The organism is Candidatus Aegiribacteria sp. (assembly GCA_021108005.1).
Lineage (GTDB): Bacteria > Fermentibacterota > Fermentibacteria > Fermentibacterales > JCC-6 > Aegiribacteria.
Genome location: JAIORS010000191.1, coordinates 30,157 through 51,349, shown reverse-complemented (window position 1 = coordinate 51,349; position 21,193 = coordinate 30,157). Strand labels below are relative to the sequence as shown.

The window sequence follows — 21,193 nt, the reverse complement described above, 5'->3', positions numbered from 1 at the left end:
ATTATGTCCCCTGAGGAGGATCTTCGGAGTTCCCGATTTTAGCAATTTTATCCAGAACGCTATTCACAAAACCAGCGGATTCATCTTCGTCGAAAGCCTTTGCCAGCTCGATAGCTTCGTTAATGGCAACGGGAACCGGAGTTAACGGCTGGAAATAGTACATTTCCCCCAGAGCCTGTTCAAGAATCAGGCGTGTAACAAGACTGAGCCTGTCTACTGTCCAGTTCTCAAGGACTTCTTCGAGTCTCGCGTCTATTTCGGTTCTGTTTTCAAGAACAGCTCTGGCAAGGTCGGATACCCAGTTCCAATCCTCCATCTCAAAAGGAACACCCATTCCAAGGTCAGGATCGGCCAGATACTGCCTGATATCCTCCAGGTTCGCCTGTAGGGATCTGCTGTTCACTTCAGCTCCGTACCTGGCCTGAAGAAGTGCTTTCCGGCCTCTGCTTCTTACACCCATTACTCCTCGGTCGACTCCTCTTCAGCGTTATCGTAATCCATTGATTCATCAAGATCCGCGACATAGTCGTAAAGAGCCGTCATTTCAAGAGCTGTCATGGCCGCGTCGAAACCTTTGTTGCCGGATTTGGTCCCGGCCCTGTCAACGGCCTGATCAACTGTGTCCGCGGTTATGATGCCGTAAATGACGGGAACATCCGTAAGCATCGCGGCCTGGGCTACGCCCTTTGCGCTTTCAGCGGATACGTACTCGAAATGGGGAGTCTCTCCGCGAATGACCGCACCGAGACAGATAACACAATCGAACATTCCCGTATCGGCTATCCTCACGGATACGGGGGGAATTTCCCATGCTCCGGGTACCCAGAATACGTTAATATCATCGGTGTTAACACCATGTCTTTCCAGACAGTCCAGAGATCCGTCAAGAAGCTTTTTTGTAATGAAACTGTTGAATCTTGATACTACAATAGCAGGTTTAATACCTGTACCGTCCAGTTTACCTTCATGAATCCAGGTCATCATCTACTCCCTCCAGCATATGCCCGAGTTTAGTCTTTTTTGTTCTGAGGTAATGGAGGTTCTCTTCCGTAGGCGGAATTTCTATCCTGACCCTTTCCGTTATCTCAAGCCCGTATCCCTTCAGTCCTACTATCTTCTTTGGATTGTTCGTCATGAGCCTTATGGTTGAAAGGCCAAGCTCCGCCAGGATTTGCGCACCAGTACCATAATCCCTGAGATCCGCTGGAAAACCAAGTTCCTCATTTGCCTCAACTGTATCCAGCCCGTGATCCTGCAGATGGTACGCTTTTATCTTGTTTGCAAGGCCTATTCCGCGTCCCTCCTGAGCCATGTAAAGAATTACTCCTTGCCCCTCCGATTCAACTCTCCTCATTGCCGCATGGAGCTGGCTTCCGCAATCACACCTGCGGGATGCGAAAACATCACCTGTAAGGCACTGGGAATGCACTCTTACAAGCACGTTCTTTCTACCCTTCACATCACCTTTCACCAGGGCAACATGTACCTCTCCCTCTGTAGTATCCTCGAATATATGAAGATCGAATACACCGTAATCGGTAGGCAGTGTTGACCGGGCGACTTCTCTTACCAGCTTTTCGGTTTTCCTGCGGTAACTGACCAATTCCTCAACCGATGTTAAAACAAGGCTGTGCGTTTCGGTGAACTTTCTGAGTTGAGGAAGCCTGGCCATGGAACCGTCTCTGTTCATGATCTCGCAGATAACCCCTGCTGTCTTGAATCCAGCCAGCCTTGCGAGATCAACAGCAGCCTCCGTGTGACCCGTCCTGGAGAGAACGCCTCCCGGCCTGGCAGCCAGTGGAAATATGTGTCCTGGTCTGGCCAGATCGGATGATTTTGAAGCCGGGTCTATGGCCACGGCTATAGTCCTGGCCCTGTCATGAGCGGAAATACCTGTTGAGACTCCCTTAATTGCGTCAATACTGACCATGAACGCTGTTTTGTGAAGTGACGTATTTTTGGGAACCATTTCATGAATATCCAGCCTTTCAAGCGCTTCCTCCTCCATTGAAAGGCATATGAGTCCCCTTCCTTCAAGAGCCATGAAATTCACGGCTTCGGCATCACACTTCTCGGCCGCGATTATCAGGTCTCCTTCGTTCTCCCTGTTCTCATCGTCAACAACAACAACCATTCTGCCGCTGCGGATGGCTTCAATTGCTTCCTCTGCCTTCGCAATCCTGTTACTGTTCAAGGTAATCCCTCAATCGTCTCTCTCCGATGGCTGCATCGGTCTGCTTCTTTACGTACTTGCCTACGATATCGTATTCCACATTCACGTGAGTGCCCGGTTTCCAATTTCCAACGGTAGTGCCTCTGACAGTTTCAGGTATCAGGGCAACGGAAAATCTGTCCCGCTCAAGTGAGGCTACGGTAAGGCTTATTCCGCTGACGGCTACGGAACCCTTTTCCACCAGCAGAGTGGAATACTTACGGGAACAGGATATCCATACTGTCATATCCTGTTCAGACCTCCCAATCTTCAGAACGGATGCGGTTTCATCCACATGGCCAGTGACCAGATGACCGTGCAGTCCGTCAGAAAGTTTAAGAGGACGCTCAAGATTCACTTCCGTGCCCGGATAGTATCGAGAAATAACGGTTCTTGAAACGGTTTCCGCCGAACAATGAAACAACAGGCCCTGATGAACTATACCACTAACCGTAAGACATGAGCCATCAACTGCGATACTGTCACCCATGGTGGCGGATTCGGAAAGAGTTGTATGAACAGTCAGATTGCCACCTGAGAAGGTTTTGACGCTTCCGGTATTCTCAATCAAGCCGGTAAACAATTTCGCCCTCCGTCAAAAAATCGGATCCTGACCGACTGGATGAAACATTTTTAAGTCTTACGGCGTCTTCAATAGTATCTATTCCAAGCTGCTCGAAAGCCGGTCTTCCCTCTCCACCAAGTATAACCGGAGCAGTGAAAATGCTTACGGATTGAACAAGCCGATCTTTCATCAGCTGCGTGGAAAGACCACTTCCCCCTTCGCAAAGTATTTCACCGATACCCGAATCAGCGGTTCTTTCGAAAAGAGGAACAAGATTGAATCCCGGAGTGGACGAATCCGGTGGAAATTCCCAGACTTCGACTCCGGACATTCCGCTGAATTCAGTTAATCGGTCTGTCACACCTTCAGGAACAGCGATAATAGTCTTTCCCGGAGCCCTAAAAATCTTTCTGGAACCACCAAAATTGCCTGTGGATGAAACCACTATTCTCACGGGCTGCCCGCCCGGCGGAATATCAGCCATACGGACTGTCAGTTCCGGGTCATCATCCCGCACAGTTCCCGCGCCCGTCATGATTGCCTGAACCGAGGCTCTCTTCCTGTGTACCAGTTCTCGAGAATCCTCGCATGAAATCCATTTACTGCTTCCGTCAACCGCGGCTGTTCTGCCATCAAGACTGAGCGCTATCTTGAGTGTTACCCAGCTTCTCGAAGTTTCAAGGTAGTGCAGATACACCCTGTTCATTGCGCTGGCTTCATCGGAGAGAAGCCCCGCTTCGACCTCAACTCCAGCAGATTCAAGTTGTTTAATACCCTTGCCACTCACCCTTGGATCGGGATCGGTCATAGCGATTACAACTCTTGCAATCCCTGCCCTGATAATTTCATCGGTGCAGGGTCCGGTTTGTCCCTGATGGCAGCAGGGCTCAAGGGTTACAACCATCGTACCTCCGGAGGATGCGTCACCCGCTGATGAAATGGCAACCACTTCTGCATGGGGTGCTCCGCATTTCCGGTGGAAACCATCTCCGGCATGGTTTCCATCTTTGTCAAGGATAACAGCGCCCACCATGGGGTTGGGGAAAGTATTTCTCTTACCGTAAACCGCGAGTTTCAAAGCTTTCTTCATTGCATTAATTTCAACCTTCGAAACCATCAGTTCATATCCAGTTCGATAATACTCAATCTGCCAATGGCGGAATTGACAACGTACTGTGACTCAAGATCACCGGTGGCCAGTATGACATGTGTTCCATCCGCAACGTACTGGCTGAAGGTTGGATCCATCTCCACCCATTCCCCCACCCAGATCATCGGCCACGCATGGTATCCAAATGAGCCGTTCAAATATACAATACCGGCGCAGATCCTGGCGGGCAGGCCGGCAGCCCGCGCAAGAGCCACGGTAAGTACGGTGTGTTCGTTGCAGTCTCCCCTTAAGTTCTCGATTACGTCAACCGCTGAAGGCAGAGACACGGTAGGGCTGTTTTCAACACTGACATCAACGAAGGATGAAATTCTTCTGGCGGCTTCCCATGAATCGGTTGAGCCTTCTGTCAGGCTGGCTGCTTTTTCAACTATCACCGAATCATCACTCTGAATCATTGATTCGGGCATCGTATATATTTCAAGATATTCGGGAACGACCGGCGGATACTGGGCAATATTGTCCGGAATACCATTTGAAACTGTTACGGTGCATCCCGAAGCTGTCTGAGTGGGAGGAATATCAAGCTGGAACTGGCTCCAGTCTATTTCACCTTGCAGTACGAATGTTCGAGATTCCGTACTTCTGGGATCCCGGATCGGAGTTGAGGACACGGTGAATACTTCGTAGAGATCTCTGGTTGCTACAATATCGCCTCCCTGTTCGGGGGGAACACGTGTCATGTTCATGCCAAGACCTTCTTCGAATTCCCTGATAATCTGGCCTTCGAAAACCCAGACGGTATTCCTTGTTCCCATCTGGGATAATTTCAATCTGGCTGAGTTGACCGTATCACCCAGAAGTTCCACTTCCTCAAATCCTTCACATACGGCTGTGGATGAAAGAATCATCCCGCTGGCCGGGTCGAAGGATTGAAAGGTTCTCTCCTGTCCTTCGGTCCACTCCATTGAAGCGCAGGCTAAATCGGCCAGAACCGGCAGATAGTCGCCCTCAATAACGGTTGAATTTTCTATCAACCTCCCTGCAGTACCTATTTCCGTTATCAGAAGGGAATCCTGTCTGAAAGCTCTTATATCTATATTCGATGATCCGTCGGACATATTCATCTCCATGCGTCCCAGGTTAAACACAAGATCCGAAACGGCGGTCATGGTCATTTCGATATCTCTACGGTTTCCCATGAGTATCATGTTCCAGTTGATAGTCTGTGTTATCAGGAGTGAATCCGTTCCATGCTCAACAATTTCCAGCTGCATATATCCAACATCATCGCCCTGTATTGAAACCGCGAACTTCTGAATACATGCATCAGCGGCGGTAACGGACAGACCGGTTTCTCCGGTGTTATCTCCGCAACCGCCGGCGACAACTGGAAGTCCCAGTACGAAAATAGTTAATGTAAGTAATCCAGGTTTCATCTTTTCCCTCCAGTAAACTCCTCTATGGAGGCAGCTATCCTGGAACCGGCTTTCCCATCCCAGAACGGGATCTCCGGCGGCTCTTCAGGACGGTTCGCAATCTGCTCTGCCACTGCTTCAACTAATTCGGATACATCCGGACATAGAACATTGGTTCCAAGTTCCAGTGTAACCGGTCTTTCGGTACTTGTTCTTACTGTAACACAGGGCACTCCGAGTACACTCGTCTCCTCCTGAACACCACCGGAATCCGTTATCACAACGGATGCCGTGGCCTGTGCTCTTAAGAATTCAAGGTATGACATGGGCTTCTCAATTGAAATTCTATCCGGGATTTCAATGTTCCATTCCTCAATGTGGCTCAGGGTTCTGGGGTGAACTGGAAAAAGCACCCTCAACCCCTGAAGGGCACCAAGTGCTTTCAGTATCGCTAACAACCTTTCGGGATTGTCAACATTCGATGGCCTGTGAAGCGTAACCAGCGCAAAGGGTTCTTCGGGAAACGGCTCGCCGACTGACATCGCCGCGGGTAGGAGCCTCAACAGCGTATCTATCATGGGATTCCCGACAAGCTTGATTATTGCGCTGCTCCTGCCCTCATCGAGCAGATTACCCCGTGCTTCGGCACTTGTTATCAGGAGCAGACCGGCAATCTGATCGGTGAGAATTCTGTTTATCTCTTCAGGCATACTGCGGTCAAAACTTCTGAGCCCCGCCTCAACGTGTACAACAGGAATACCGTGCCTTACAGCAACTAGTGAACACGCAAGGGTTGAATTCACATCTCCCACCACTACTAACGCATCGGGCATCCGCTCGATAATAACGTTCTCGTAACGCTTCATTATGGTTGCGGTCTGCTCCGTAATGCTGGCTGAACCCACCTCAAGGTTTATATCAGGCCTTGGCAGTTCCAGTTCGTCGAAAAAACTCTGTGACATCATATGGTCGTAGTGCTGCCCGGTATGAATGATCCTCACTTCAATAGTGGGATCGATGTTCCTTATTATCGGATCAATCTTCATGAAGTTCGGTCTTGCCCCGCAGACTATATCAATCATTTTTCACCGTTAATCAGCTGAAATCAGTCTTTGATACTGACTCGATCTTGTCTGTTCTTCTTTTGTGCCGTCCTCCATCGAATTCCTCTTGAAGAAATACTGTAACGATTTCCCTGGCCTGGAACGGGGCGGTGATTCCGCCTCCCATTACCAGTACGTTCGCGTTGTTATGATGTCTGGCGTAGTACGCCATCCTGGGAAACAGGCAGAGGGAAGCTCTGATGCCCCGGAATCTGTTCGCGCTCATGCTCATACCTAATCCCGTATTACATATGAGAATCCCCTTTTCGGCATTTCCTTTTAGAAGATACCTGCACAAATTACATGCGAAGTCGGGGTAATCAACCGAATCGGGTGATGAAGTTCCAATATCCTCTACTGTCAGCCCCATCTCACCGGAAAGCCACGGAACAAGGTCGCTTTTCAGCTGGAACCCGGCGTGATCGCACGCAATAGCCAGCTTCATCAGTGCCCGCCTTCAGCTCCGTAGCTCGCTACAACAGCTGAAAGCACAATGGAGCACAGTTTTGATTCAGCGGAATCGGCCCTTGATGTAAGAACTACCGGGTTGTTGGCTCCCATTATAACGGCTCCCAGTTCTCCGCCCGCTATGAAGATCAATGATTTGTAAAGCACGTTAGCGGCCTCGATATCCGGGAGTACGATAATATCCACGTCACCTCCTACAGGACTGTCGATCTTTTTAATTCTGCAGGCATCGACCGACACGGCGAGATCCATGGCAAGGGGGGCATCGAAGACGATATCGCCGAATTCCCCTGTGTCCGCCAGTTCCTTCATCCTTGCGGCTTCCATGGTGCAGGGCATTTTCTCGTAGGGGACTTCTTTGGCGCATACGTACGTTGATTTGGGATGTTCAACTCCAAGAGCCTTTGCTACTATCACCGCGTTTTTGAGCATTCCGACCTTCTGATCAAAATTCGGAGCGATGTTCATAGCAGCGTCTGTAATAAGCAGAAGCTTGTGGTATCCGGGAACATCAAAAGCGGCAACATGGCTCAGGACTCCAGGTCCCCTGATTCCCTTTTCTCTGTCCAGAATTGCATGCAGGAAAGAACTTGTGGCAACAAGACCCTTCATTATGACATCTGCTCTACCCGAACGGACGATTTCAACACCCTTGATGGATGCCGTATTGTCATCTTCCGCATGGATAATCTCAACACCGTTGAGGTCGAAACCAGCCTCTTCAGCGGCTTCCCTGATTCCCTTTTCGGGGCCGATAAGTACAGCATCCGCCATGTCATCCTTAACCGCAGAGCCAATTGCGCTCATTGTTTCAACTTCATCGGCACGTACTACGGCTACCCGCTTTAAGGGTAGTTCTCTGGCGATCTTTTTCATTTCCTCGAGAGTTCTGATAGGTTCCATTTATGCCCCCTGTTAAGAATGATCTGCAGTTAAATAGCACATACTTTGAATATACAGTATAAATATAGTTATGCCTCATTGTCTGCTGCAAGAAGTGTTGACAAAATCCCCCGGAGAAATGAGATTCAGGGACACATTTCATTATGAATTTCATCTGTGTAATCCTGCAAACTGAATCATGCGCTTTGTAATATTGCTCAGCGTAAATTCTCAAACTTTTGAAACGAAAGGGGTGGTGTACATGAAACATATACCCGCATCTGAAGTCAGATCCACAATTGCAAGCCATATGCTTGCCGACGGATTTAACATGGTTCTTGATCTCAAGAAAAGCAAAGGAAGCACGATACATGATGCAATCGATGGAAAGGAGTATCTCGATCTTTTCAGCTTCTTCGCGTCGGCTCCTCTTGGAATGAACCATCCCGCCCTCTGTACGGATGAATTCAGAAGCCATCTGGCGGATGTTGCCATAAACAAGCCTTCCAACTCGGATTTCTATACGGAAGAACTCGCAGCTTTTGTGGAGACTTTCGCGGATACTGTTGTTCCCGACAGTCATCCCTACCTTTTCTTCGTATCGGGCGGTGCCCTCGCGGTGGAAAACGCCATGAAGACAGCCTTCGACTGGAAAGTCAGGCAGAACCTGAAGGCCGGAAGAGGCGAGATCGGCAAAATGGTTATCCACTTCAAGAAGGCATTCCACGGAAGAACAGGATATACGCTTTCGCTAACAAACACGGCAGACCCCAGGAAATACATGTACTTCCCTCTGTTCGACTGGCCACGTGTTGATGTCCCTCCAATTGTCTTCCCTCTTGAGGATAATCTTGACGCGGTAATCGAAGCTGAAAAGAAATCCCTGGCCCAGATAAACGAAGCTATCAGCAAGCATGGCCATGATATCGCATGCATGGTTATCGAGCCTATCCAGGGAGAGGGCGGCGATAATCACTTCAGGCCTGAATACCTTCAGGAAATACGCGAATTGGCTGATAAGCATGAATTCCTGCTTATTTTCGATGAAGTTCAGAGCGGTATGGGTCTTACAGGCGAATGGTGGGCATGGCAATCCATAGGAGTGGAGCCTGATATTTTCTGCTTCGGTAAAAAATCACAGGTTTGCGGTATCGCTTCGAACAGGCGAGTTGACAGTGTTAAAGACAACGTATTCCATGAATCCAGCAGGATCAATTCAACCTGGGGCGGCAATCTTGTGGATATGGTGAGATGCAATAAATACCTTGATGTAATGTTAGACGAGAACATCCTGGAAAATGTCCGATCTCAGGGAAAAACCCTCATGAAAGGTCTCAGGAATCTGCAGGAGAAATACCCCGAACAGATATCCAACGTACGGGGCAGAGGGCTCATGTGCGCATTTGACCTTCCCAACAGTGAAACCAGAGACAGGATGATCGCTGAAATATTCAAGAACGGCGCCATCATTCTTCCCTGCGGCGCGAACAGCATCAGATTCAGACCACCACTGAACATCACCGACGAAGATATCCTAAAGGGTCTGGACATCATCTCGAATTCTGCCGAGAACATTCTCTGAGGGAATCGTGACAGCCATGGACCTTATCAGGGCAACAAAGGAGGATATTGGCCGGATAGCTGTTGAGCTTGCCAGAACGGGCTGGGCCGAAGCCAACGCAGGCAACATCTCCGTTCTTTTGCCGGAGGGGTCCGACAGTTCAATATGGGAGGGGGATGTCGTTTCAGACATCCTCCCTTTCCCTATACCAGAACTTGCGGGTCGGACTTTTCTTATTACATGCGCTGGAAGCAGGTTCAGAAAGTTACCGCACGAGCTGGACACGGAAATCGTCCCTGTAAGAGTTTCAGCAGACGGAATGAAAGTAATAAGGCTCGCGTCAGATAAAGAACCCACAACCGAGTTCAGCTCACACCTTCTGGTTCTGGCGGAAGCCACCAACCGTGGATGGGAAACCGCTTCTCTGGTTCATACGCACTCAACACACATGCTTGCGCTGTCCTCCAGCGATCTGCCTGCCGAAATGCTCGAAGATGCTGTGAACAGATCCCATCCGGAGGTCGCGCTTCTGATGAGCCGGGGAGTCCGCTTTCTTGATTACATGACTCCTGGGACCTGGATATTGGGAAAAGAAACCGCAAAAGCATTCCGCGAGAGCGACTGCGTCATCTGGAGAAAGCATGGAATACTGGGGTTGGGAAAAGATATCGATTCCGCGTGCGATGCAGTCGAGGTTGTAGAGAAAGCAGCTAAGCTTCTTCTGCTTGAAAAATCCGCTTTCGGCAAATTCGTCGGACTCAAAGACAGGGACATTATGCTTTCTAAAGCTCCAGATGAAGATATCTCGGATACTGAATTTATTGGTCCGGACTCTTCTCTTCCTCCAGCCCCTCCGATTATAGAAACCTGACAATTACAAATAACAGTATCGGGAGCTATTCTACCGGCAGCTCTATGAATTCCGTTCCGTCCCATTTGAAAGTAATCGCGGTTCTCTCGGTTTCAAAATAATCCATCGTATCATCATCGAATTCCTCCAGGATCGTTTCAACAACGACTTCATTTACTGTTCCTGTGGAGTCGGAGGGAAGTATGTAGTGTGAGTTGACATGAAAACATCCGGCTTCAGCCATAGAATAACCCACAGGTCCGGCGATCAGTTCACTGCCTGTCCACGCAAACAGAATATCGCAATTAGTGTATCCGCAGGCCGGATAAAGAAACGAGAGTTCTATAAGATTCTTTACTCCTGTCAGTCCGGCTGGATCGTACTGCAGACACTCCGTATTGTACTGATAAAAGCCCTGGTCGAAAGAGCTGCCCATGGGGTCAACCTCTATATCAGCCAGGATTTCCCCTGAGCTGACCACCCTGGCTTCTCCAATGAATTGATACAATTCTTTATTGTACCCTGTGACAGTGAACAGAAAAAGCGTGTCACCAGCAAGAACCATGTCCGACATGGCGAGTTCGCAGCCGGGAATGAAACCCGTGTATTCAGAATCATCTGACTGATAGACCGTCTTGTACCAGTATGAAGTCAGCCCATTGGAGTTGTATTCCCCGTTACCGCCTTCGGGTATTGTGACCGGTGATCCCATTGGCAATTGAATGAATATTGAGGAATCCGCGTTCGGAACAGTGTAGAGAACAGCTTCATCTGAGAAGACAACAGTTCTGTCATCAGTGAAATCTCCATACCAGTAATCCGCCTGTATTGCTGAAGAAGTAAGTAATACTAATATCACAGTTAACAGCTTCTTTGAAACAAAATCGGTGTTCATCTTTCTCCTAACGATATTCATCGATCTCCTGTTTTCATAATTCCTTTGCCTGCTGAGACAGTAGTATTAAGATGATTAGTCTGAATCCGTTTTCTCTTCAGCTTTCCTTCTTCTTATCCTTTCAGCGATCTCCGGATAGTGTATCTCCATACATTCAGGACATATCGAATGTGTGATCTGAGCTTCCGTATGTGTTTCAATGTAATCGTCTACCTGTTGCCAGTAATTCTTGTCATCACGCACTTTTTTGCAGAATGAACAGATTGGCAGGATGCCCTGCAGGATTTTAATGTGATCGAGCGAGTCCTGGAGGTCTATCGCGCGATTCCGTAATCTGTTCTGCATTTCAATAATCCGTTGGCCTGCATTGATGCGGGCACGGAGTTCTTCGGGATAGAAGGGCTTCGTTATGTAATCGTCTGCCCCGGTATTCAAACCTTCAACGATGTCTTTCTTGTTGTCTTTGACAGTGAGCATTATGATGTAATACGGATCTTCTTTGTCTATCGAACGAACCTTTTTACATAAATGGATGCCATCCAATCCTGGCATCAGCCAGTCCAGCAGTATCAGCCTGGGTGCGTCTGGTTGCCTGATCAACTCCCATGCTTCTTCTCCGCTTGCTACAGCATTCGTATCATGACCGCACTTCTGAAGTAAGCCAAATAGGGTCTTACGGGTAGAGAGATCATCCTCTACGACCAGAATTCTCATAATAAAGTTTGCCTCATTTCCTTCTCGAGTACTGCGAGTTCTCTTTCAAGTTCTGGTATTAAAGCTACTGCGATTCTAAGATTGTCGATTCTTCCGGCCTTTTCAATTGCGGATGCGACTTCCCGGAATTTTTCGGCAGCCATGATGGCGGCAGCGCCATTTATGCAGTGAGACTGAAGTTCAACTGCTCGTGAATCATCCTTATCGAGTTTTTCCTTCAGTACGTCGATTTGACGATGGATATCAATAAGAAAGGTTTCCGCAATTGATTGCGCTAATGCCAGGTCCCCCATCATGCGCTCAATGAAGTCATCAGGATCGAAGACGGCTCTGTCACGTGCTTCGAAAGACATTGATTAACTCCACCTTTGTTAAAATTCCTGTAGAATAAACTGCATTTCTCAACTGGAAACTAGCGAAACCAATGAATCCTCGTCAAGATGAAAAAAAAAGAAAAGGGGTCGAATCTTTACTCTTGACATTACTTCCATTCATCACATTGAGGAAAAGGGGTCAAATCTTTACTCTTGACATTACTTCCATTCATCAAATTGTACAAAAGTAAAAAAGTGTTTGAATGTGAAGTTCTATACATTTTCACTAGGCACATAGAAAGATAATGTCAAGAGTAAAGATTTGACCCCATACTCGTAATTCCCTTTACGGGGTCAGTCTTTTCACATCGCGGGGGAACATGGTGGTTAACCTGATATTATCTATTCCCAATATCCTCGCGGTTATCCTTTCGAGACCTATTGCAAGACCGCCATGGGGAGGAAGGCCGTACTTGTGAGCCTGGAGATAACTCTTGAAATCATCGGGATCGAGCCCGAAGGCCTTCAATTTCTCAACCTGTGAATCGTACTCATGTATCCGCTGTCCACCGGTTGTTACTTCAAGACCCCTGAAGAGTAAATCAAAACTTAGGGTCATTCCCGGATTATCAGGATCATCCATTGTATAGAAGGGTCGCTTCTCGGTGGGGAAATGGGTAACGAACAGGAATTCCGAATCCCACTTCTCCATGGAATAAGTACACAATATCTTCTCTTCCTCCGGGTCAAGATCAGGTTCCCCGGTGGAGTCCTTTCCACTGACCTCCAATGTAATCCGGTGTGCCTGCTCAAGGGTTATGGAAGGAACGGTTTCGGGAATCAGAGGGAGATCGGCTCCAAGCATCTCAATTTCGTAGGCGCAATTCTTCTTCACCGCTTCCAGGCAGTCTCTCAGCACAGCTATTTCAACAGCCATGACTTCTTCAAAACCGGTTATGAACCCCATTTCGAAATCCAGTGAGGTGTACTCGTTGATATGTCTGGAAGTCTGATGCGGTTCAGCCCTGAATACGGGGCCTACCTCGAATACTCTTTCGTAGATCCCAACCCCCATCTGCTTGTAGAACTGAGGTGATTGAGCGAGGAAGGCTTCCCTGTCGAAATACTTCACCTTGAAGATGTTCGCGCCACCCTCAGCGCCAACCGAACAGATTTTGGGGGTTCGGATCTCGGTGAACCCCATATCTGTCAGGCTGTTCCGGAATGCTGCCGCAATTGTTTCAGCAACCTTCAGCTTTGCCCGCTCCATGGGATGCCGGAGGCTGAGGGGTCTCAGATCCAGGTTTGTATCTATATGAAGATCGAGTATTTTCTTTGTCATATCGATCGGAGGCTGTTCCGCGGGCAGGGAGATTATTTTAATGGAATCCGTCTGAAGTTCTACGGTAGAGGGGTGTATGGAAGTATCTTTTATTCCAGCCCTTTTCAAGGTACCACTGACTTCAACAGACTGTTCCACATCCAGCTTCTCAAGAATATTTTCGTTTCCCTCGTTCCCCATTACGCATTGAAGTAGGCCATCATGACGCCGGAGAATGATGAAGGCGCCCCAGCCCAGGCGGCGGATTCTCTGAACCACTCCGTGAAGAGTTACGGTCTCCCCTGTCATTCCTGTAAGCTCTTCAGCAGATATCAGCTCTGTTAGTCCTTTATCACTTATTCTCTTCATGGAAATCCTTTCAGATGCTTGTCAACATGGAAGCGCTAATATACTCGAATGGAACCTGTGATACATTTGATCAGTTCCTGAATTCCCGTGCTTTGATTGCGCGAATGAGCCGGTTGGGCGCAGAAGATATGTGCGCCTTAAGCTGCATGGCTTCCGAACGGCACAGCTCCGCAAGGTCATCAGCTTCCTCCATCCCCGGCTGATCCGAAGAGATGCAGTTCTTCAGCATCGTTATCTCTCTTAAGCATTCGTTTATACTAAGCTGATAAATGAATTTAGAACGTTCTCTGAGCTTCTTCAGGGATTCAATATCAGTATTCTCAAGTGCTTCTTCCTTTTCAATCCTGAATGCTTCCCTGAGCCTGTTCATGCGTTTCAGGACAAATTTTAGCTCTTCGATCAAGGCGGAGTTACTTTTTTTCATATTCTTGGCATTCCAGCTTCAGTGAATTAGTATAATGCTCAAGTATATAAGCATATTATTAAGATAGGAGTAGAATGTCAGAAACCAGCAGGATTCTAGCCATCAACCCAGGTTCAACATCAACCAAGATATCTGTTTTCCAGAATGAAAAGGAAGTCTGGTCAATCAAGATAACCCATTCAAATGATGACCTTTCTGAATTCGATCATATCTTCGCTCAATACGAATTCAGAAAAGGCGTTATACTGAACGAACTTGCCAAGGCCGATTACAACATTTCAGACTTCGATGCCATAGTCGGTCGGGGCGGTGTTTTGTATCCACTTGAAGGAGGAACCTATTCCGTAAGCGACAAACTCATCGAAGATCTTCGCAACGAGGTACAGGGCGAACATGTCTCTAACCTCGGCGCTCCTATCGCGAGGGAGCTTTCAATTACAGCTAATTGTCCCGCATTCATCGTAGATCCTGTTGTTGTTGATGAATTGGAGCCTATTGCGAGGTTATCGGGTCATCCCGATCTCCCGAGAAGGTCTATCCTCCATGCGCTGAACCAGAAAGCAGTAGCAAGAAAAGCGGCTGGCGATCTTGGAAGAGATTATCACGAACTGAACCTGATTGTGGTTCATCTGGGCGGTGGTATTTCCGTAGGCGCCCATAAGAATGGAATAATAATAGACGTCAACAACGCCCTCAACGGAGACGGGCCCTTCACTCCGGAGCGGTCAGGAGGCCTCCCTGTAGGTGATCTGGTAGAACTCTGCTTCAGCGGGAAACGAACTCACGCCGAGATCAAGAAAATGATCAAGGGGGCCGGAGGAATCGTTGCCTACCTGGGAACTAACGATATGATGGCAGTCGAAAAGGAAATTGAGAATGGGAACAGCGAGTATGAAATTGTTTACGAAGCTATGGCATACCAGATTTCCAAGGAAATAGGAGCTCTCGCAACTGTCTTTGAAGGTAACGTCGACGCGATAGTGATAACCGGCGGCATAGCTTACGACAAGAACTTCATCAGCTGGATTACGAAGCGTATTAATTTCATAGCTGATGTAATGATATATCCAGGAGAGAAAGAAATGGAGGCTCTGGCTCTCGGTGCCCTCCGAGTTCTCCGGGATGAAGAGAAAGCAAGGGATTACAATCCCGAAGGAAGGGTTCCTTAATGAGTGAAAGCAGATTTATTAAAGAGAAGAAAGCCTGGAAGGAAAGAATTCTCGATCCTGCGCTTGAGAAACACCCCGAAAGGAAGGATGTTTTCGGTACTGGCTCCGGAGATCCAGTAGAAAGGATCTGTTTCCCTGAGAAACCCGGAAACGAATATCTTGAGAAACTGGGTTTTCCCGGCGAATATCCCTATACAAGAGGTGTTCAGCCAACCATGTATCGTGGTCGTTTTTGGACCATGCGCCAGTACGCCGGTTTCGGAAGCGCCGAGGAATCCAACAAACGGTACCGTTACCTGCTCGAACAGGGCCAGACAGGCCTGTCAGTGGCTTTCGACCTCCCTACACAGATAGGATACGATTCCGATCACCCCCTATGCGCGGGGGAAGTTGGGAAGGTGGGTGTAGCGATAGACAGTCTGTCAGATATGGAGATACTTTTCAGGGATATTCCAATGGACACAGTCTCCACATCCATGACTATCAATGCGCCTGCAGCCGTTCTTCTGGCAATGTACATCGCAGTGGCAGAAAAACAATCCATTCCCGCCGAAAAACTCAGGGGCACAATTCAGAATGATATACTCAAGGAGTACATGGCCAGGGGAACTTACATATTTCCACCGGGTCATTCAATGAGACTGATAACGGATATATTCAGTTTCTGCAGCAGAAGCGTTCCCAAGTGGAACACAATCAGCGTCTCCGGCTACCATATAAGGGAGGCGGGAAGTACCGCATCCCAGGAGGTTGCGTTTACTATTGCTGATGGTATCGCCTATGTTGAAGCGGCAATAAAAGCCGGTCTCAAGGTTGATGATTTCGCTCCCAGAATCAGTTTTTTCTTCAATGCCCATAACGATCTTCTTGAGGAAATTGCGAAGTTCAGGGCTGCCCGAAGACTATGGGCAAGAATAATGAAAGATAGATTCGGCGCACTAAAGGCAAAAAGCATGATGCTGCGATTTCATACTCAAACGGGTGGTTCTACTCTTACCGCCCAGCAGCCCGATAACAATATTGTAAGAGTCGCAATTCAGACTCTTGCCGCCGTGCTTGGGGGTACACAGAGCCTTCATACCAACAGCCGGGATGAAGCGCTTGCGCTTCCATCGGAACATGCCGTACGGATTGCTCTCAGAACTCAGCAGATAGTCGCTAACGAATCAGGAGTTGCGAACACCGTAGATCCTCTCGCAGGTAGTTACTTCGTTGAGGAAGCTACAGACAGAATAGAAACGGAAGCCATAGATCACATAAACAGAATCGATTCCCTCGGTGGAATGGTTCAGGCAATAGAAGAGGGATATCCCCAGCGTCAGATTCAGGAATCGGCATACAGTTACCAGAGGGAAATAGAAAACTCCGATCGCATCGTTGTCGGGGTAAACATGTACGAAATCGAAGAGAAACCACCGGAGGGACTTCTCAAGGTTGATCCTTCGGTTGAGAAAGCTCAATTCGCTAAGCTTTTGGATATCAGAGAAAACCGTGATAACGGTGCAGTACAAGATAACCTTAAGTCCCTCGGTAATGCTGCGAATACAACCGAAAACCTTATGCCGTTCATACTGCAGGCCGTACACTCCTATGCAACACTCGGAGAAATATGTGGTGTTCTTCGTGAAGAATTCGGCGAGTACATACCAAATACGGTTCTCTGATATAACCGGCTTGCACGAATTTGTAACGAAAACAGGAGACAGGAAGGAAAAATATTGAAGTTCATTAACACATCAGCAATAGTGTTTATTACGTTAATTGTCCTCGCGTTTTTAAGTGGATGCTCGGGAACCAGGGTCGACAGCACTACATGGTTGATAGCTATTGGGGAAGACACACTTACTGTTGGTGATGCCGGAGAAACCTGGAACAGCATGAATGACAACCAGAGAGAACTGTTCATATCGAAGAACAACACCGTCGGTGAATACATTGTTACCCGTGGTAGAAAGGCTCTTCTGGAGAACGAGCTTGAGGCAGCGGGATATATGGATGATGCTTTTCTGCTAGCATACAGAAGCGCATGGATGAATCAGAAGTGCGGCGAAGCCGCAAGGAGATCTCTTTTCGAGATAGAACTGGAAAATGTTGGTGAAGATGAGATAGATTTCTTCGTAGGTCATCTGGGTAGAACAGTCCTATTTACAGTGAATCCCGGCAGTGATACAGAGGAAGTTACCGGTCCGGTTCATCTTCCGGAACTCCCAGCGGAGATGGCCAAACTTATTGATACGCTGGACATAGGGGAAAGCGGTATTACTCTCAGTGGAATCGAAGTCAGGCTCGATTCAGCAGTAACTGCAGATTCATCTCGTATTGCCCGGGCTCTTGCAGATACGGCTGCTGTTCGATCTGATGCCGCGAATGCAATCGCAAACAGAAGATTTCAGGAGACAGAAGACAATCTCAAGCTGTCTATTCAGACTGATTACAACATGAATTTGGACTCAACCGCACTGCAGCAGTTAAGGCTCTACTACGTAGAGGAAGCTGAGCCTCCGGCTGACGAGATCGTTATACTGGAATCAGATCTGGGCAGCTGGACTGCCCTTGATCTGAAGAATGAAATTTCGTACTACCGGAACCGATATTCGGTAGATCCTACCGATGTGAACTGGATATTTGTTTTTGTTGAATTCCTTCATTACAACAGTTACTGCCGTGGTATCCTTGAAAGTGAATCTCCCGAAATCATTGATTCTCTTTACGCTGAGTCGGAGAAAAACCTCCTTGATATGGCATCCGATCTGTTTTACGAAGATCGAATTCAATCAACCGTGAATGTTACGCAGGAAGATATGGAGTACCTTTTCGAAAACCTGGAGGAGCCATTGACCATTCCCGAAAAGAGGATTCTGCAGGCTGCTCATATGCCCGGCGATTCTATAGATGTATACCGTCAAATGACCACCGATGAAAGAGAACAGTACCATCTTCAATTGCCGGGGTTCGAAAACCTTGCTGCTGATTCAGCTCACCCTCAGATAACCAGACCGTTGTTACTCGGTGATGTTCCCGGTTATCATGGTAATGATGTCTTCCTTATGGATCCCACCGACACAACCACGTGGCTGGGACCTCTGGAACTGTACAGCGGAACCCAACTGTGCATATTCAGGTTGATTGAAGTTGTTCCTGAGCGAAACGCAAACTTCGACGAGGTTGAGGATGAGCTGTATGTAATGACCAGAAACAAACTTGAGGAACAGACCACGATAAATATCATACGTGAACTGGAAGAGAAGTACGGCATGGTTATAAATGAAGACATTCTGGACAAATTGCCCGAAGACCCGGGCACTTGGACTGAATTGTAGATTTTTTCGGGGACATGCGTTCGGCATGTCCCCCATTTTTATCACTTCTGAATTATTTAAGAATTACGACAGACGCTGATGATGTAGTGCTATCCGTAGTAACACGGACAATGTAACAGCCTGCGCTCAACGAGGAAACCTGTATGGTGCATGCAGAATCTTCAATTCTGCCGATAGCCACAAGTCTGCCCGAAGTATCGTATATTTCCACATCACCACGATCAGCCGGATAGGAAACGGATAATACCCCGCAACATGGATTGCGGGAAAACGCTATTTCCGCAAGGTCGGTGTAGCTGCTCTCGTCCTCAATCCCAAGCATATGCATAGCAGGTATCAACGTTGGATCACCAAGCAGAACCATTCCAAGATGCCATGACATCTCACTTGGAGTAAAGCCACCAATGGTAATGTAACTCCACCAGTCACGGTACGATTCTCCCAATGATTCTCCGAGACCGAGGGGTGAATAGAAAGGGGTGAAGTGCAGCATAGCACCGCTTTTTGTGCTGCCTATCGATGCCAGGCCAGTTGAGGTGCAGAACGCGTATACCGCTCCCATGCAATGCACGGTAGTGAATCGGCAGTTAGAGCAGGCGAACAGATTGTAGAAATGAGCCTGGGGCAAGGCTGGAACCAGATCATTCCAAAACGTTGTAGGGCCGGGAGACCAGTAGTGACCTCCGGGATTTGAATGAACAAATGGGCTTATCCATACGTAGTTCCCGGGAAGCTTGTTTTCAAGATAATCGGTACCATTCGTTGCAGCTTCGTTGTTTACAAGTTCTGTATTAGGGTAAAGGTACTGCATGGAATTCCGATATCCTGAACCGAAGTATGCCCAGTCATCATCGACATAACACAGAGCGTTCAGGGGTTCAGGATCTCCGTTTAATCTCCATTCATGATTCCTCTCCACGTAATCATTCAGGATTTCGGTGGGATCTCCAACCTGCGAGAGATTATCAATTTTAATTCTCCCTACATATATCTCAGGGTCAAGGCTTCCGCTGAAGGTATCGTACTTCCCATCCTGACCGGGATTGTTCAGGAAAGGATACCCTATCCAGTTATCTCCCCAGTAACCATCGAGATCCATGTAAAAGTAATCGCTGGGGAAAACCGATCCGGTCTGCTTGTATGCGTCTTCAAGAGCACTCCAGGGGACGGGAAGGTTCCCTATGAGTACAGCTCCCTCAAGACCTTCGGCATATTGGGATGTAATGTACGATTTCAAATCCTCTGGTGTGCTGTAAGTAACCTCTATTACCTCAAATGATAGCCCCTGTGAAGCGATATCCGCTGTCCACTGGTCAAGGAGCCCGGCATTAAGGCTGTCTGTAAGCCCTTCTTCGAAGATAAGTACAAAATCAGCTCCGTCGGTTCCGGCAATAGTTGTTACGCGCAAAGGCTGATATTCAGGCTGGCCCTGCATCCATTCTTCGTAAGTTCCCTGAACGTATGAAGGATCAGGGTTGATAGTCAGAGGAGTATCATCGTACACATCACCGGAAATAGTAAGAAAAATCATCAAAAAAATCAAAATAGCCTCCTGGGGTCAGGTCTTGCATCCGGGCATTATTATCATTTTATTTTAACTATTAATAATCATATACTCTTTAGAATTCGATATACAGTTGAAACATTAATACCTAGTAATCCTGCAATTTCTTTCTGTGTATAACCGAATATACTGTACGCTTCTCCCACAGCCGCATTGCGCGTCTCTCTTAAAGAAACAGTCAGGGGATCAAGTAGTTCCACAAGATCTGGGCGATGCGCTGTTCTCTGAAACTTAGGAAAATCAGTATTGTCTTTTTCCTTCTCGATTTCTTCCTTCAGGGATTCTACAAATTTTCTGTCTCCCAGAATCAAATCACCCTTTATTTCAAATGGAGAAAAATCCTTGTCAAGACCTTCGTAAACAAACTGTGAATATGCAGCCCTTGCAGATGCGTCTGAATCGTTATCTCCGGCAAATCGGGAAAGCACAAACTCTCTATCGATGCAGGTTTCCTGATTATCAAGTCCTGATGTAACTCTGTAACTGCTCCAATAATACTCTTCAGGGGATTTCGCCGCTCCTGCCCTTACCGGGTTAAGTACTATATACCTACATAATTCCAAAAAGTAATTCTCCCTGTCAACCAATATAGATCTGAATCTGCCCTGGAAGAGTGGCCCCACGCGTTCATGCTTCCAGTTAAAATACTGGGCGTAGACACTGTTCAATTGATGCATTCCGCGAGAAGTATCTCCATCTGCTGATTCTATCAGGATATGGTAATGGTTGTTCATGAGACAGTAGGCATAACACCTCCAGCCTGAATTACTGATGCTGTTCTGCAGTATCTCCAGAAATTTGTCCCTGTCGTTATTATCTTTGAAGATATCACTCCGATCTATACCACGGGAGTAAATATGATACAGTCCGCCAGGGATTTTAATGCGTAATTGTCTAGTCATATGTATATTATACGATAATAATGCCCGGATGCAA

The 21,193-nt window shown here is 47.6% G+C and carries 21 protein-coding genes; 5 read left to right on the top strand and 16 right to left on the bottom strand.

The annotated features are described in order from the left end of the window. Window position 1 precedes the first annotated feature (1 nt). Genes nusB through K8S15_12065 form a run of 9 tightly spaced genes read right to left on the bottom strand, consistent with a single transcriptional unit; the run spans window position 2 to window position 7,777 of the window. The gene (gene nusB / locus K8S15_12105; GenBank protein MCD4776779.1) at window positions 2-460 is read right to left on the bottom strand and encodes a transcription antitermination factor NusB; all 459 of its coding nucleotides are present in this window, start codon (window positions 458-460) and stop codon (window positions 2-4) included. Further along, window positions 460-981 carry a 6,7-dimethyl-8-ribityllumazine synthase gene (ribH, locus tag K8S15_12100; GenBank protein ID MCD4776778.1) on the bottom strand — a complete coding sequence of 174 codons (522 nt, stop codon included), beginning with the start codon at window positions 979-981 and terminating at the stop codon, window positions 460-462. Before ribH ends, nusB begins: the two co-directional genes overlap by 1 nt. Next, window positions 965-2,179 carry a bifunctional 3,4-dihydroxy-2-butanone-4-phosphate synthase/GTP cyclohydrolase II gene (locus tag K8S15_12095; protein ID MCD4776777.1) on the bottom strand — a complete coding sequence of 405 codons (1,215 nt, stop codon included), beginning with the start codon at window positions 2,177-2,179 and terminating at the stop codon, window positions 965-967. The genes ribH and K8S15_12095 overlap by 17 nt, the downstream gene beginning before the upstream one ends. 4 nt (window positions 2,180-2,183) lie before the next feature. Next, the gene (locus tag K8S15_12090; GenBank protein ID MCD4776776.1) at window positions 2,184-2,795 is read right to left on the bottom strand and encodes a riboflavin synthase; all 612 of its coding nucleotides are present in this window, start codon (window positions 2,793-2,795) and stop codon (window positions 2,184-2,186) included. Continuing rightward, complete coding sequence (gene ribD / locus K8S15_12085) at window positions 2,776-3,867, bottom strand: bifunctional diaminohydroxyphosphoribosylaminopyrimidine deaminase/5-amino-6-(5-phosphoribosylamino)uracil reductase RibD (protein ID MCD4776775.1); 1,092 nt, start codon at window positions 3,865-3,867, stop codon at window positions 2,776-2,778. Before ribD ends, K8S15_12090 begins: the two co-directional genes overlap by 20 nt. Before the next feature lie 26 nt (window positions 3,868-3,893). Continuing rightward, window positions 3,894-5,324 carry a transglutaminase-like domain-containing protein gene (locus K8S15_12080; protein ID MCD4776774.1) on the bottom strand — a complete coding sequence of 477 codons (1,431 nt, stop codon included), beginning with the start codon at window positions 5,322-5,324 and terminating at the stop codon, window positions 3,894-3,896. After that, the gene (wecB, locus tag K8S15_12075; protein MCD4776773.1) at window positions 5,321-6,385 is read right to left on the bottom strand and encodes a UDP-N-acetylglucosamine 2-epimerase (non-hydrolyzing); all 1,065 of its coding nucleotides are present in this window, start codon (window positions 6,383-6,385) and stop codon (window positions 5,321-5,323) included. Before wecB ends, K8S15_12080 begins: the two co-directional genes overlap by 4 nt. Before the next feature lie 13 nt (window positions 6,386-6,398). Next, window positions 6,399-6,851 (bottom strand): ribose 5-phosphate isomerase B, encoded by a 453-nt coding sequence (rpiB, locus tag K8S15_12070; GenBank protein MCD4776772.1) that lies wholly within the window; start codon window positions 6,849-6,851, stop codon window positions 6,399-6,401. Continuing rightward, window positions 6,851-7,777, bottom strand: a complete 927-nt coding sequence (locus K8S15_12065; GenBank protein ID MCD4776771.1) for a bifunctional enoyl-CoA hydratase/phosphate acetyltransferase — start codon at window positions 7,775-7,777, stop codon at window positions 6,851-6,853. The genes rpiB and K8S15_12065 overlap by 1 nt, the downstream gene beginning before the upstream one ends. Window positions 7,778-8,018: 241 nt before the next feature. Here K8S15_12065 and lat point away from each other — a divergent pair, with 241 nt between their 5' ends. Then, the gene (lat, locus tag K8S15_12060) at window positions 8,019-9,338 is read left to right on the top strand and encodes an L-lysine 6-transaminase (GenBank protein ID MCD4776770.1); all 1,320 of its coding nucleotides are present in this window, start codon (window positions 8,019-8,021) and stop codon (window positions 9,336-9,338) included. Between the two features lie 7 nt (window positions 9,339-9,345). Further along, window positions 9,346-10,188, top strand: coding sequence for a class II aldolase/adducin family protein (locus tag K8S15_12055; GenBank protein ID MCD4776769.1), 843 nt, complete (start codon window positions 9,346-9,348; stop codon window positions 10,186-10,188). A 25-nt stretch (window positions 10,189-10,213) separates the two neighbouring features. Here the strand turns inward: K8S15_12055 and K8S15_12050 are convergent, their stop codons facing one another. The 5 genes from K8S15_12050 to K8S15_12030 all read right to left on the bottom strand — a co-directional run bounded on the left by K8S15_12050 (window position 10,214) and on the right by K8S15_12030 (window position 14,204). Next, window positions 10,214-11,062, bottom strand: coding sequence for a hypothetical protein (locus tag K8S15_12050; protein MCD4776768.1), 849 nt, complete (start codon window positions 11,060-11,062; stop codon window positions 10,214-10,216). A 75-nt stretch (window positions 11,063-11,137) separates the two neighbouring features. Next, the gene (locus tag K8S15_12045) at window positions 11,138-11,776 is read right to left on the bottom strand and encodes a response regulator transcription factor (GenBank protein MCD4776767.1); all 639 of its coding nucleotides are present in this window, start codon (window positions 11,774-11,776) and stop codon (window positions 11,138-11,140) included. Further along, entirely contained in the window at window positions 11,773-12,129 is a 357-nt protein-coding gene (locus K8S15_12040; GenBank protein ID MCD4776766.1) for an Hpt domain-containing protein, read from the bottom strand. The genes K8S15_12045 and K8S15_12040 overlap by 4 nt, the downstream gene beginning before the upstream one ends. A 307-nt stretch (window positions 12,130-12,436) precedes the next feature. Further along, a complete protein-coding gene (gene aspS, locus K8S15_12035) occupies window positions 12,437-13,780 on the bottom strand; it encodes an aspartate--tRNA(Asn) ligase (GenBank protein ID MCD4776765.1) in 1,344 nt (447 codons plus the stop codon). 70 nt (window positions 13,781-13,850) lie between these two features. Further along, a complete protein-coding gene (locus tag K8S15_12030) occupies window positions 13,851-14,204 on the bottom strand; it encodes a hypothetical protein (protein MCD4776764.1) in 354 nt (117 codons plus the stop codon). Between the two features lie 74 nt (window positions 14,205-14,278). Here K8S15_12030 and buk point away from each other — a divergent pair, with 74 nt between their 5' ends. The 3 genes from buk to K8S15_12015 are packed head-to-tail and all read left to right on the top strand — an operon-like array spanning window position 14,279 to window position 18,693. After that, window positions 14,279-15,373 carry a butyrate kinase gene (gene buk, locus K8S15_12025; GenBank protein MCD4776763.1) on the top strand — a complete coding sequence of 365 codons (1,095 nt, stop codon included), beginning with the start codon at window positions 14,279-14,281 and terminating at the stop codon, window positions 15,371-15,373. Beyond that, on the top strand, window positions 15,373-17,037 hold the full coding sequence (locus tag K8S15_12020; protein ID MCD4776762.1) for a methylmalonyl-CoA mutase family protein: 1,665 nt from the start codon (window positions 15,373-15,375) through the stop codon (window positions 17,035-17,037). Before buk ends, K8S15_12020 begins: the two co-directional genes overlap by 1 nt. Window positions 17,038-17,091: 54 nt before the next feature. Continuing rightward, window positions 17,092-18,693, top strand: a complete 1,602-nt coding sequence (locus K8S15_12015) for a hypothetical protein (GenBank protein MCD4776761.1) — start codon at window positions 17,092-17,094, stop codon at window positions 18,691-18,693. A 52-nt stretch (window positions 18,694-18,745) separates the two neighbouring features. Here K8S15_12015 and K8S15_12010 read toward each other — a convergent pair whose 3' ends face one another. Beyond that, complete coding sequence (locus K8S15_12010; protein MCD4776760.1) at window positions 18,746-20,236, bottom strand: T9SS type A sorting domain-containing protein; 1,491 nt, start codon at window positions 20,234-20,236, stop codon at window positions 18,746-18,748. A 65-nt stretch (window positions 20,237-20,301) separates the two neighbouring features. After that, the gene (locus K8S15_12005; GenBank protein MCD4776759.1) at window positions 20,302-21,159 is read right to left on the bottom strand and encodes a transposase; all 858 of its coding nucleotides are present in this window, start codon (window positions 21,157-21,159) and stop codon (window positions 20,302-20,304) included. Window positions 21,160-21,193: the final 34 nt, after the last annotated feature.

What these genes read in the sequence shown, in the direction of transcription:
- buk (MCD4776763.1), top strand. Translation starts at nt 14,279, where the DNA reads ATGTCAGAAACCAGCAGGATTCTAGCCATCAACCCAGGTTCAACATCA.
- wecB (MCD4776773.1), bottom strand. Translation starts at nt 6,385, where the DNA reads ATGATTGATATAGTCTGCGGGGCAAGACCGAACTTCATGAAGATTGAT.
- rpiB (MCD4776772.1), bottom strand. Translation starts at nt 6,851, where the DNA reads ATGAAGCTGGCTATTGCGTGCGATCACGCCGGGTTCCAGCTGAAAAGC.
- K8S15_12020 (MCD4776762.1), top strand. Translation starts at nt 15,373, where the DNA reads ATGAGTGAAAGCAGATTTATTAAAGAGAAGAAAGCCTGGAAGGAAAGA.
- K8S15_12030 (MCD4776764.1), bottom strand. Translation starts at nt 14,204, where the DNA reads ATGAAAAAAAGTAACTCCGCCTTGATCGAAGAGCTAAAATTTGTCCTG.
- K8S15_12040 (MCD4776766.1), bottom strand. Translation starts at nt 12,129, where the DNA reads ATGTCTTTCGAAGCACGTGACAGAGCCGTCTTCGATCCTGATGACTTC.
- K8S15_12045 (MCD4776767.1), bottom strand. Translation starts at nt 11,776, where the DNA reads ATGAGAATTCTGGTCGTAGAGGATGATCTCTCTACCCGTAAGACCCTA.
- lat (MCD4776770.1), top strand. Translation starts at nt 8,019, where the DNA reads ATGAAACATATACCCGCATCTGAAGTCAGATCCACAATTGCAAGCCAT.
- nusB (MCD4776779.1), bottom strand. Translation starts at nt 460, where the DNA reads ATGGGTGTAAGAAGCAGAGGCCGGAAAGCACTTCTTCAGGCCAGGTAC.
- K8S15_12065 (MCD4776771.1), bottom strand. Translation starts at nt 7,777, where the DNA reads ATGGAACCTATCAGAACTCTCGAGGAAATGAAAAAGATCGCCAGAGAA.
- K8S15_12005 (MCD4776759.1), bottom strand. Translation starts at nt 21,159, where the DNA reads ATGACTAGACAATTACGCATTAAAATCCCTGGCGGACTGTATCATATT.
- ribH (MCD4776778.1), bottom strand. Translation starts at nt 981, where the DNA reads ATGACCTGGATTCATGAAGGTAAACTGGACGGTACAGGTATTAAACCT.
- K8S15_12050 (MCD4776768.1), bottom strand. Translation starts at nt 11,062, where the DNA reads ATGAACACCGATTTTGTTTCAAAGAAGCTGTTAACTGTGATATTAGTA.
- K8S15_12080 (MCD4776774.1), bottom strand. Translation starts at nt 5,324, where the DNA reads ATGAAACCTGGATTACTTACATTAACTATTTTCGTACTGGGACTTCCA.
- aspS (MCD4776765.1), bottom strand. Translation starts at nt 13,780, where the DNA reads ATGAAGAGAATAAGTGATAAAGGACTAACAGAGCTGATATCTGCTGAA.
- ribD (MCD4776775.1), bottom strand. Translation starts at nt 3,867, where the DNA reads ATGAAGAAAGCTTTGAAACTCGCGGTTTACGGTAAGAGAAATACTTTC.